The sequence below is a fragment of the Indiicoccus explosivorum genome (genome assembly GCF_002167005.1).
GTDB lineage: Bacteria > Bacillota > Bacilli > Bacillales_A > Planococcaceae > Indiicoccus > Indiicoccus explosivorum.
On sequence record NZ_NHTN01000064.1, the window covers coordinates 1 to 10462 of the forward strand.

The following is a 10462-nucleotide window of genomic DNA, read 5'->3' on the forward strand; positions in this document are numbered from 1 at the left end:
CGGCGTCCGGGGGAAAGGGATTGGCGGGCAGATGATCCGGGAAGTGCTGAAGATCGCTTTCGAAGAGTTGAAGCTCCATCGTGTCAGTCTCGGTGTATTCGATTTCAATGAACCGGCCATCGGCTTGTACGAGAAAATCGGATTTACGAAAGAAGGGCTGTTAAGAGACACCCTGCTTATTCAGGGAGAGTACTGGAGCGTATGGGAAATGAGTCTGCTGGAAGATGAATGGCCGGCACGGAATGAATAATCCGCAACGGAGAAAGGAAGGGGAACAGGATGAGCCGAAATCAGGAAATCGCTGCTTATTTCCGCGACTTGGACAGGAGTTACTTTATGGATAGTGACAAGGAGCTGGCGAATTTCGATGAAGCCATTCCGATTGGTCACGGCCAGACCATCTCACAGCCTTCGCTCGTGTTGAAAATGACCCAGCTGCTGGATCTTCAGCCGGAATCGAAAGTGCTGGAGATCGGAACAGGGTCCGGGTTCCAGACGGCGCTGCTGGCGGCTTTTTCAAAAGAAGTGTACACCGTAGAACGCATTGCCCAGCTCCACGAGCGCGCCAGGGAGCGGCTGACGGAAGCGGGATACCGGAATGTCCATTTCCGGATGGGTGACGGCACGCGTGGCTGGTCAGAACACGCACCATATGACCGGATCATGGTGACTGCCGCCGCTTCGGATGTACCGCCGGAACTGACCAGTCAGCTTAGCACGGACGGCAGGATGCTGATCCCGGTCGGCGGACAATTCATGCAGGAATTGCTTCTGATCGAGAAAGACAGATCGGGAAAAGTCTCACAGAAGGCATTTGACCCTGTGCGCTTTGTGCGGCTGCGGGGTGAATATGAGTGACAGCGACCGGCAGGGGAACTGCCGGTTTTTTGATTGCCGGAACGGCTGAATAGGGGCGCTGCCAGATTTTATTTAACTGTTTGAAGGAATTGAAGATTGACTTGTAATTCAAAAAAAGAATATATATACTTTTTTATAAAGAAGTTCAAATTTTCAAGAATTTAAATCGGGGGGATTGCAGGTGCTCAAGGAACTGTCACCGAAAGCGGAAGAATTGCGCGGACAGCTGATTCAATTCATGGAAAGCCATATTTACCCCAATGAACAGAAAATCGAGGAACAATTGAATGACGCCGAAAGCCGCTGGACCATTCCGCCGCTGCTGAAAGAATTGAAATTCAAGGCGAGATCGGAAGGGCTGTGGAATTTGTTTCTGGATGATGCGGAATATGGAGCCGGTCTGTCGAATTACGACTACGCGCACCTTTGTGAGATCATGGGACGTTCCCTCATTGCGCCGGAAATCTTCAACTGCAATGCCCCCGATACAGGGAACATGGAAGTGCTGGTGAAGTACGGGACAGAGGAGCAGAAAGCACGATGGCTCGAGCCGCTTCTGGCCGGTGAAATCAGATCCTGCTTTTCAATGACGGAGCCGGACGTCGCTTCATCGGATGCCACGAATATTGAAAGCAGCATCATCCGCGATGGGGACGAATACATAATCAATGCAAAAAAATGGTGGACATCCGGAGCGATGGACCCGCGGTGTGAAATCGCGATCGTCATGGGGAAGACCGATCCGGAAGCGCCGACATACAGCCAGCAGTCAATGGTTCTTGTGCCATTCGATACACCGGGCGTTGAAGTGAAACGCCACTTGCCGGTCTTCGGCTATGATCATGCTCCGCACGGCCATGCGGAAGTGCATTACAACAATGTGCGGGTTCCAGTTTCGAACATCCTCCTCGGAGAAGGAAGGGGATTTGAAATCGCACAAGGCCGGCTCGGACCCGGCCGCATCCATCATTGCATGCGGGCGATCGGCGCGGCAGAGCGGGCGCTTGACTTGATGAGCAAGCGTGCGGCACAGCGGGAAGCGTTCGGATCCCCGCTTTCCGATAAGGGAGTCATTCGGGAGGCGATTGCAGAAAGCCGGATCGAGATTGAGCAGGCCCGGCTGCTGACGCTCCATGCCGCCCATAAAATCGATACGGAAGGAGCGAAGGCGGCACGCAAAGAAATCGCGATGATCAAGATTGCGGCTCCCAGAGTTTCACTGAATGTGATCGACAGGGCGATCCAAGTATTCGGCGGAGCCGGGGTTTCAGAGGACTTCCCGCTTGCGGCCCATTGGGCGAATGCCCGGACACTGCGGATCGTCGACGGTCCGGATCAGGTCCATTTGCGCGATATCGGCCGTCTGGAACTTAAAGAGCAGCTGCGGTAGTGTGCCGGCATGCGGAACAGGTGAGGTGTGAATATGAGTCTGAGAGAAAAGAAGGCAGCGAAGAAACGGGAAGATATCCTCCGTTCGGCCAGCCTCGTCATCGCCCGGCAGGGGTATCAGCACGCCACGATGGAGGATATTGCGGCGGAACTCCTGATGACGAAAGGATCGCTATATTACTATTTCAAGAACAAGCAAGAGCTTTTATTCTACTGCCACGACCTGATTTTGTCGAAAGCGATCAGTAAAATGGAGAAAATCCAGCGTGAGGACATTTCGGCGGAGGATAAGATTAAAAAGGCGATTAAAGCGCATGTCGCCATCGCAATCGAAGAGAAAGAAATTTTCAATCTCATCATCGAACCGGAACAGATTTTTTCTGAAGAGCATATCGGCCGGATCATCGAGAAGCGGGATCGGTATACGGGCTTTTTCGACCAATTCATTGAAGAAGGGATCCGGAACGGTGAATTCAATCTGAAACAGAAAAAGATGGCCCGCATGATGATCATGGGAGCGGTCAATTGGACGCAAGTCTGGTATTCCGCAGCAGGAGAATACGACAAAAAAGAGATTCAGACGATTTATGCCGAGTACTTGGTGAAGATGCTCGTCTGATTAAGGAGCCGCCGCCCGGCTGACGGGACAGCGGCTTTTCTTACCGGTTTGAACAGGCGTTTTTTGCCGTTTCCAGGAAACGTTCGACATCCGCTTCGTCTGTATCAAAAGAAGTCACGAGGCGGATGGTGTGCTCCTCTTGGTTCCAAACTGCGAAATCATACTGCTGACGGAGTCTTGCCAGCGATTCCGGCGGGAGGGAAATAAAGAGGGCGTTCGACTCGACTGGCTGCACAAACCGGATTTCGGGAATGTGCCTGAGGCCTTCCGCGAGCAGCGCGGCCATCCGGTTCGCCTGACGGGCATTCTGAAGCCAAAGTCCGTCTGTCAGCAGCCGGTTGAATTGGGCGGCGATGAAGCGCATTTTCGAACCGAGCTGCATGCTCTGTTTCCGTATGTATTTCAGGTCATGCTGCAATTCCTCATTGAAACAGACCACCGCTTCACCGATCATCAGTCCGTTTTTCGTGCCGCCGAACGACAGGATATCCACACCGGCATCCGCTGTCATTTCCTTCAGCGTGCAGCCGAGTGAAGCAGCGGCATTGCTGATGCGGGCACCGTCCATATGCACGTAGAGACCATGCGTATGCGCAAATGATGTGATCGCTCGTATTTCGTCGAGTGAATAGACCGTGCCCAGTTCCGTGCACTGGGAAATGGATACCGCTTTCGGCTGGCTGCGCTGTTGATTGCCGATATGGGACAGGTGCTGTCCGATATCATCTACGGTCAGCTTGCCGTCAATCGAAGGCGAGGTCAGGAGTTTCCCCCCGATATGCCCTTCCGCTGCGCCGCCTTCGTCCATGTGGATGTGCGCGCCTTCTGTACAGATGACTGCATGATAAGAGCGCATCGCCGCCTTCAGGGCAATGACATTGGCTCCAGTCCCGTTGAAGACGAACAGTACGGAGCTGTCCGGCCCGAATTGTGCTTTGAATGTCTGTTCCGCTTGGGCTGTCCAGGCGTCATCCCCATAGGCGGCTGTGTGTCCGCTGTTCGCTTCGTCGATGGCCAGCAGCACCGCTGGATGGATTCCGGAATTATTGTCGCTTGCAAACATCTTTTTTGCCATATCGATCCCTCCTATCTGCCATTGTAAGCTAAAAAACGCCGGCTTGCGCATTCCGTAAAGAACTTGCAGAAAAGAACAGAGGTCCCGGCAGCTGAAATCAGAAATGTCTTATATTTAGATCTGAGAATGGTAGAATGGCTGTAGACGGACAGAAAGGAAGGGAGGAGAGTAGGGGCTGGCTGCGGAAGGCAGCGGCGGAATTGGAAAAGGGATGTTTTCTCAGAGAGAAAACACCCCTTTGCAGTGTCAGATAACAAATGTCTTGAAATATGATCGTTCATCCTCAAAGAGGATGGAATTTTCAAGGAAAGCGTAGACTTCCCGTGCCGCGGTCAGTGTTCCACTGGTTGTTTTCTAACTTAAGCAACGCAAACCCTTCCTACTTTTGCGTCCTTGCGGCCCTTTAGCCGCGCCAGTGTGAATAAGTATCTACAAAATCAGCTAGCAGAATGCCAGAATTTCAACGTTCGTTTGTTACCCGATAAATAAATACTATAGCATAGAGATCGATCTATTGCAAGCGTAAAGGAGAGGGATTGTGTGGAACGGACAGATTTGAAGCAGAACCCGCTGCTGGAAGACGTTAAAAACCTGAAAGAAGTGGTGTGGATCAATCCGGAGCGAAAACCGTTCGCGGAAGCCGGGCCGTTTGCTGTAACAGCGGAGGAAATGGAGGAAGCGGAAGCGCTTTGGCAGCGGTTTGCGCCATTCTTCGAGAAAGCATTTCCGGAAACTGCAAAGGCAGCGGGCATCGTGGAGTCCCCGATCCGGGAAATTTCAAAAATGAAAAAAGCGCTGGAATTCCGGGCAGGCGGAGAATTCGAAGGTGATTATTTTCTGAAATGCGATAGCGAGCTGCCTGTTGCGGGATCGATAAAGGCGCGCGGAGGCGTTTTTGAAGTCCTCCATCATGCCGAACAGCTGGCGAAGGAAGCCGGCCTGCTGAAAAGAGGCGACAGCTATGAAAAATTTGCGGGCGAGGAGTTTAAGGCGTTTTTCGGCAAGCGGGCAATCGGTGTGGGATCGACCGGAAATTTAGGACTCAGTATCGGTACAATCAGCGCAGCGCTCGGATTCAAGGTGACGGTTTACATGTCAGCGGACGCCAAACAGTGGAAAAAGGACCTGCTCCGCGAACGGGGAGCGGAAGTGGTTGAATTCGAAGGGGACTTCAGCGAAGCAATCACAGCCGGGCGAAACCGGACACTGGCTGATCCGGAGGCGTACTTTGTGGACGATGAAAAATCGAAACTGCTGTTCCTCGGATACAGCACAGCCGCTTTCCGGCTGAAGCGCCAGCTCGAGGAACAGGGAATCGACGTCAGCAAGGATCGGCCTTTATTCGTTTATTTACCGTGCGGGGTCGGCGGTTCGCCTGGCGGCATCACTTTCGGACTGAAGCAGCTGTATGGAGATGCCGTCCATTGCTTTTTTGTGGAGCCGACCCATTCGCCTGCGATGCTCACCGGACTGCTGACAGGGAAGATGAACGAAGTGAGCGTCCAGGATTTCGGGATCGACAACCGGACAGAAGCAGACGGACTGGCGGTCGGAAGGCCATCCGCTCTTGCGTCACCGATCTGCCGGGAATTGATCAGCGGCATTTGGACGATAGAAGATGACGAGCTGTACAGGCTGCTGGCCCTCTTGGAGGAAACGGAAGGGGTTTTCGTAGAGCCTTCCGCAACTGCGGGACTGCCAGGCCCTTTGAAAGTGAAGGCGTCAGGCTATGCGGAGGAGCTCGGATTGGACATGGAGCATGCCACCCATATCGCCTGGGCGACGGGCGGCTCGCTCGTTCCGACGGAAGACAGGGAGGCGTTTTACGCGCACGGAAAAAGACTGCTGGATAAATAAGGAGCTGAATCTTGTGCGGGAATTCAAAATTACGTATTTCTTTGACGAAAACCATTATATCCGCCGTTTCATTTTCGCGGATTCGCCGGAAGACGCTGAAGCGCTCGTCCGGCACGAGCGTGATCAATACGTGACATTCCACGATAGCCGGGGTATTTACCACGAGTTGCACACCCGGGATGTTCGGGTCATTCAAATTTCCGAGTATTTCCGCAAAAACAAAAAATGATACAGCGCTTGCCAAATGGATTCAGCCTGCTATACTAAGAGTCAACTAAATTGCACCGCCTCATATAATCGCAGGGATATGGCCTGCAAGTTTCTACCGGTCCGCCGTAAACGGACTGACTATGGGCAGCGACGCACAGGAGTAGCGCTAATGCAGCGCGGCTTTTTGTGTTTCTCTTCGGACGTGAAGCCCGGAGGTCATCGCACCGCTCATTTGATGGACGGCTGCAGACCCCGGGCTTTTTTCTGTGGTCCGGGAGAAAGGGGAGAAAAATGAAAGAGTTGGAAGACAAAATTTTGGCGGAGGGGATTGCGCTTTCGGAATCGGTCCTGAAAGTGGATTCGTTTTTGAACCATCAGCTGGACCCGGAACTGATGCAGGCGATCGGCCGGGAATTCGCGCGGCGTTTTCAGGAGGAGGACATCACAAAAATACTGACGATCGAATCTTCGGGCATTGCGCCGGCTGTCATGACGGGACTTTATCTCGGCGTACCCGTCGTTTTCGCCCGAAAGCGAAAATCGCTGACGCTGAACGGCAGCCTGTTCACAGCGGAAGTCGCCTCATTTACAAAAAACGAACGGAACGAAATTGCGGTGTCAAAAGACTTTCTGAAGCCGTCTGATACAGTGCTGCTGATCGATGATTTCCTGGCGGAAGGCCAGGCGCTCCTGGGACTCCTCCATCTTGCGGAACAGAGCGGCGCAGCGGTTGCCGGCGCAGGAATCGTCATTGAAAAAGGGTTCCAGGACGGAGGGAAGCGTGTCCGGAAGCTCGGCCTCCGCGTGGAATCGCTCGCGGTCGTATCATCTCTTGCAGGCGGCACGGTCCAATTCCGGAAAGGGGAGTTTGTTCAATGAAAAATCAGATTCAATCCGTCACATTAGGCATTCAGCATGTGCTCGCTATGTATGCGGGAGCAATTCTCGTGCCGCTCATCGTCGGCGGTGCTCTCGGACTGACAGGTGAGCAGCTGACCTATCTCGTCTCCATCGACATTTTCATGTGCGGCATCGCGACGATTCTTCAAATCATGAACAACCGGTATTTCGGCATCGGCCTGCCGGTCGTGCTTGGCTGCACGTTTACAGCAGTCGGTCCGATGATCGCCATCGGCGGCCAGTATGGCATTTCCGCGATATACGGAGCCATCATCGTCTCAGGCCTTTTCGTCATCGTAATCAGCACATTTTTCGGGCAGCTCGTCCGGTTTTTCCCGCCGGTCGTAACGGGTTCGGTCGTGACTATTATCGGTATTACGCTGATTCCGGTCGCCATCAACAATATGGGCGGTGGCCAGGGCGCATCGGATTTCGGTTCGCTGCCGAACCTTGCCCTTGCGTTCGGGACGCTGCTGTTCATTATCCTGATTTATAAATTCTCGACTGGGTTCATCCGGGCGATTTCCATTCTGCTTGGTCTGACGGCCGGCACGCTTGCAGCGGCTGCCATGGGGAAAGTCAGTTTCGCGCCGGTGGCGGAAGCGGATCTGTTCCACGTGGTCCAGCCTTTCTACTTCGGCCTTCCGACATTCGAGTGGTCTGCCGTTCTGACGATGTGCCTTGTGGCCATGGTTTCGCTTGTGGAATCAACCGGGGTTTATTTCGCTCTCGGCGACATCACCAAAAAGGAGCTGTCGAAAAAAGAACTGTCGAAAGGCTACCGGGCGGAAGGGATCGCAGTGATGCTCGGCGGGATTTTCAACGCATTTCCATATACGACGTTCTCACAGAATGTGGGGCTGATTCAGATGTCCGGTGTCCGGTCGCGAAAAATCATCCTGATCGCCGGCATCCTGCTCGTCGCCCTCGGGCTGGTGCCGAAAATCGCCGCACTGACCACCATCATCCCGACGCCTGTGCTCGGCGGTGCGATGATCGCCATGTTCGGAATGGTGATCGCTCAAGGCATCAAGATGCTCAGCCCGGTCATCGGTGAATCCCAGGATAATGCGATGATCATCGCCTGTTCCGTCGGCATCGGGCTTGGTGTGACGGTCGTGCCGGAGTTGTTCACTGCGCTGCCGTCCGGTGTGCAGATCCTGACAAGCAACGGCATCGTGGCGGGAAGTGCGACAGCGATTGCCCTGAACATCGTGTTCAATATGATGCCGAAGCGGGAAGTGAAAAAAGCCGTACCTGCAGGTTCTGTGGTGAGTCAAAATCAATGAAAAAAGCCTCTGGAGGGAAAAATTTTCCTCCAGAGGCTTTAATTTTTTTCCGTTCGTTTAATTGCCTCCGCCGCAAGTTTCGCTTTCACCATGTCTTCCATCGGCGGGTTGTAGCGGCCGGCGCGCACATTCAAGTAGTGCCGGTGCATCGGATTGGAGGCGGACAGCGCGCGGGAGCCGACGATGTTCATCGCATGATCGACGACCCGGATCGCGGCGTTCGTCACGGCGATTTTCGTGACGTCAAGCGCTTCTCCCATCAGAGTTTTATCCGCTGCCTGCTCGCAGCGTTCAACGGTCCCATACAGCAAGTGGCGGGCAGTGGCGAGTTCTAACTCCATCTCGCCCATCGTCTGGCGGATGTTCGGCGTCTCCGCGATCGGCTTGCCGAGGGAGGCGGGGACGTACGAAGCGGCGAATCGGGCCGCATAGTCACTCGCCGCTGCCGCAATGCCGATGTAGCAGGCCGGGATATGCAGAAGCCATCCCCGGAACGGTGCGGCCGCTCCTGCTTCTTTCAGGGTATGGGAAGCGGGGATGCGGACACGGTCCAGCACAAGCGTGTGGCTCGCCGTCCCCCGCATTGACAGGCTGTCCCACGTCTCTTCGATCGATACACCTTCCGCGTCCTTCGGAATGACCACCATTTCCACTTCTCCGTTTTCGGTTGTCGCGGTGACAAGAATATAATCGAGCACAGGCGCCATGGAGGTGTACGTTTTTTCACCGGTCACGACTAATTCATTTCCGTCGCGGACAGCGGTGGTGCGTGGTTTCGCGCCGCGCGTCGGGCTCCCGGCGTTCCGTTCGGTCGCCGCACTGTTGATGAGTGCGCCGTCTGAGACTTTTTTCAGCAGCCAGCGGGCGGTCTCCCGGTCCCAATGCCGGTTTTCGGCATACTCCAGCACGAGGCCGTTATGCCAGCCGATCGACAGGCCGGTTTCCCCGGATGCGCGTGAAATCGCTTCCTGCGCTAAAATGAAGTCATAGAGCCCTTTGCCTTGTCCGCCGAATTCTTCGGGCAGGGTTAATGTATGGTAATTGATTTTCTTCAAATCTTCGATATTCCGGAACGGAAAAGAACCGGGCTCCCCCAATTCGTGTTCCCTCTCCAAAAATCGGGGCCGCAGCGCTTCAATCCGGCTGATCAGCCGGGCTTGGGCCTCTGTTTTGATGAATGAATCCAATTTAACGGCACTCCTTTCTGGCACATGCTGCTGATTTAAGCGTAGCACATGCCAGAGAAGAATGAGAGCGGTGCGCATGTGGACAGGAAAAAACCGGCGGACCCGATGCGGTCCGCCGGTTTCAAGTGATGGGCATCCGGATGGCTGCCAGCAGGTTCTCCGCCAGCCGGATGCACGGATCTATATCTGCAGGGTCGGGGTCGAGCTCCACTTTCAGCACCGGCTCCACTAAATGGACGCCCATCCGCTGGAAACGGACCGTCATTTCGTCGACCGCTCCGCAGAAATGCTCATACATTGTATCTCCTGAACCGAACAGCGCAACAGGCTTTCCCGCCAGATCCATCCTTTCCAGGTCTTCAGCTGTTTCTTCCGTCTCAAACGGCAGTTCGCCGTCGCTGTACGTATAGGTGCCGAACGCAATTCCATCCGCGTGCGCCAGCTCGCCAGCGCTGATCGGATCCATGGACATGTTCTTTTTCACGACGGTGGCGCCGCGTTCTGTCAGTTCCCCTGCCAGGATGTCGGCGATTTCTTCCGTGTTTCCGGTCATCGTCGTGTAAATAAGGCAGACAGTCACCATCACGCCGCCCTCCTTTTTATTCTATTATAACTCTGTGAGGGACCGAAATGCTTGATGGAGGTCAAGGCAGGAAGCGGGGGGCTGACACATACTGGAGGAAACATTACGGAAAGGGTTGAAGGTCCATGTTTTACTTTCTGGCAGTAGCCCGTGTCACTGCCGACCCTGCATCGCTTTTTGTTCATGGGCATTACTGGCTTCTCATTTTGGCGATCCTGACACTCGCGTTTGCCGTCCTGCTCCGCAGCCGGGTGATCTTCGGCATCCAAGTCGTGTTTCTGGCCGCCGTGTTCACCATATTCATCACTGGAGAAGAGGCACAGGGGGGACCGGTTCCGGTCTTGCTGTATGGCATACTGCTGAGCCTGCAGCTCCTGCTGTCGCTCTATACCGCGTATAGCATGAAAAAGCTGCTGGATGAAAGTTATTACCGGGTCATGCGGAAAATCCATAAACTGCCTTGACGTTGACGAGAAAAACCGCTGAAGCAGCTGC

The 10462-nt window shown here is 54.2% G+C and carries 12 protein-coding genes and 1 riboswitch; of the genes, 9 read left to right on the top strand and 3 right to left on the bottom strand.

What is annotated here, in order from left to right:
• From CCE92_RS14630 to CCE92_RS14645, 4 genes are all read left to right on the top strand, one after another.
• Positions 1-250: GNAT family N-acetyltransferase (locus tag CCE92_RS14630; protein ID WP_144391039.1), on the top strand; the 250-nt coding region annotated here is incomplete at its 5' end.
• Positions 251-279: 29 nt separating this feature from the next.
• Positions 280-858 carry a protein-L-isoaspartate(D-aspartate) O-methyltransferase gene (locus tag CCE92_RS14635; RefSeq protein ID WP_088009251.1) on the top strand — a complete coding sequence of 193 codons (579 nt, stop codon included), beginning with the start codon at positions 280-282 and terminating at the stop codon, positions 856-858.
• Positions 859-1039: 181 nt separating this feature from the next.
• Positions 1040-2248 (top strand): acyl-CoA dehydrogenase family protein, encoded by a 1209-nt coding sequence (locus CCE92_RS14640; RefSeq protein ID WP_088009253.1) that lies wholly within the window; start codon positions 1040-1042, stop codon positions 2246-2248.
• Between the two features lie 33 nt (positions 2249-2281).
• Positions 2282-2866, top strand: a complete 585-nt coding sequence (locus CCE92_RS14645; RefSeq protein WP_088009254.1) for a TetR/AcrR family transcriptional regulator — start codon at positions 2282-2284, stop codon at positions 2864-2866.
• 40 nt (positions 2867-2906) lie between these two features.
• Here the strand turns inward: CCE92_RS14645 and CCE92_RS14650 are convergent, their stop codons facing one another.
• The gene (locus CCE92_RS14650; protein ID WP_088009255.1) at positions 2907-3941 is read right to left on the bottom strand and encodes a threonine aldolase family protein; all 1035 of its coding nucleotides are present in this window, start codon (positions 3939-3941) and stop codon (positions 2907-2909) included.
• 540 nt (positions 3942-4481) lie between these two features.
• Between CCE92_RS14650 and dsdA the strand changes: the two genes are divergently transcribed.
• The 4 genes from dsdA to CCE92_RS14670 all read left to right on the top strand — a co-directional run bounded on the left by dsdA (position 4482) and on the right by CCE92_RS14670 (position 8197).
• A complete protein-coding gene (dsdA, locus tag CCE92_RS14655) occupies positions 4482-5798 on the top strand; it encodes a D-serine ammonia-lyase (protein ID WP_144391040.1) in 1317 nt (438 codons plus the stop codon).
• Positions 5799-5811: 13 nt separating this feature from the next.
• Complete coding sequence (locus tag CCE92_RS14660) at positions 5812-6027, top strand: hypothetical protein (protein WP_088009259.1); 216 nt, start codon at positions 5812-5814, stop codon at positions 6025-6027.
• Between the two features lie 40 nt (positions 6028-6067).
• Positions 6068-6169: riboswitch (purine riboswitch) on the top strand.
• A 130-nt stretch (positions 6170-6299) separates the two neighbouring features.
• Positions 6300-6887, top strand: coding sequence for a xanthine phosphoribosyltransferase (locus tag CCE92_RS14665; protein ID WP_088009261.1), 588 nt, complete (start codon positions 6300-6302; stop codon positions 6885-6887).
• Positions 6884-8197 (top strand): nucleobase:cation symporter-2 family protein, encoded by a 1314-nt coding sequence (locus CCE92_RS14670; RefSeq protein ID WP_144391041.1) that lies wholly within the window; start codon positions 6884-6886, stop codon positions 8195-8197. Before CCE92_RS14665 ends, CCE92_RS14670 begins: the two co-directional genes overlap by 4 nt.
• Before the next feature lie 38 nt (positions 8198-8235).
• On the opposite strand, the gene CCE92_RS14675 is transcribed toward CCE92_RS14670, so the two are convergent.
• On the bottom strand, positions 8236-9384 hold the full coding sequence (locus tag CCE92_RS14675; RefSeq protein WP_088009262.1) for an acyl-CoA dehydrogenase family protein: 1149 nt from the start codon (positions 9382-9384) through the stop codon (positions 8236-8238).
• A gap of 121 nt (positions 9385-9505) precedes the next feature.
• The gene (locus CCE92_RS14680; RefSeq protein ID WP_088009264.1) at positions 9506-9967 is read right to left on the bottom strand and encodes a flavodoxin domain-containing protein; all 462 of its coding nucleotides are present in this window, start codon (positions 9965-9967) and stop codon (positions 9506-9508) included.
• Between the two features lie 125 nt (positions 9968-10092).
• On the opposite strand from CCE92_RS14680, the gene CCE92_RS14685 reads away from it, so the two are divergent.
• Positions 10093-10431 carry a hypothetical protein gene (locus CCE92_RS14685; RefSeq protein WP_088009266.1) on the top strand — a complete coding sequence of 113 codons (339 nt, stop codon included), beginning with the start codon at positions 10093-10095 and terminating at the stop codon, positions 10429-10431.
• Positions 10432-10462: the final 31 nt, after the last annotated feature.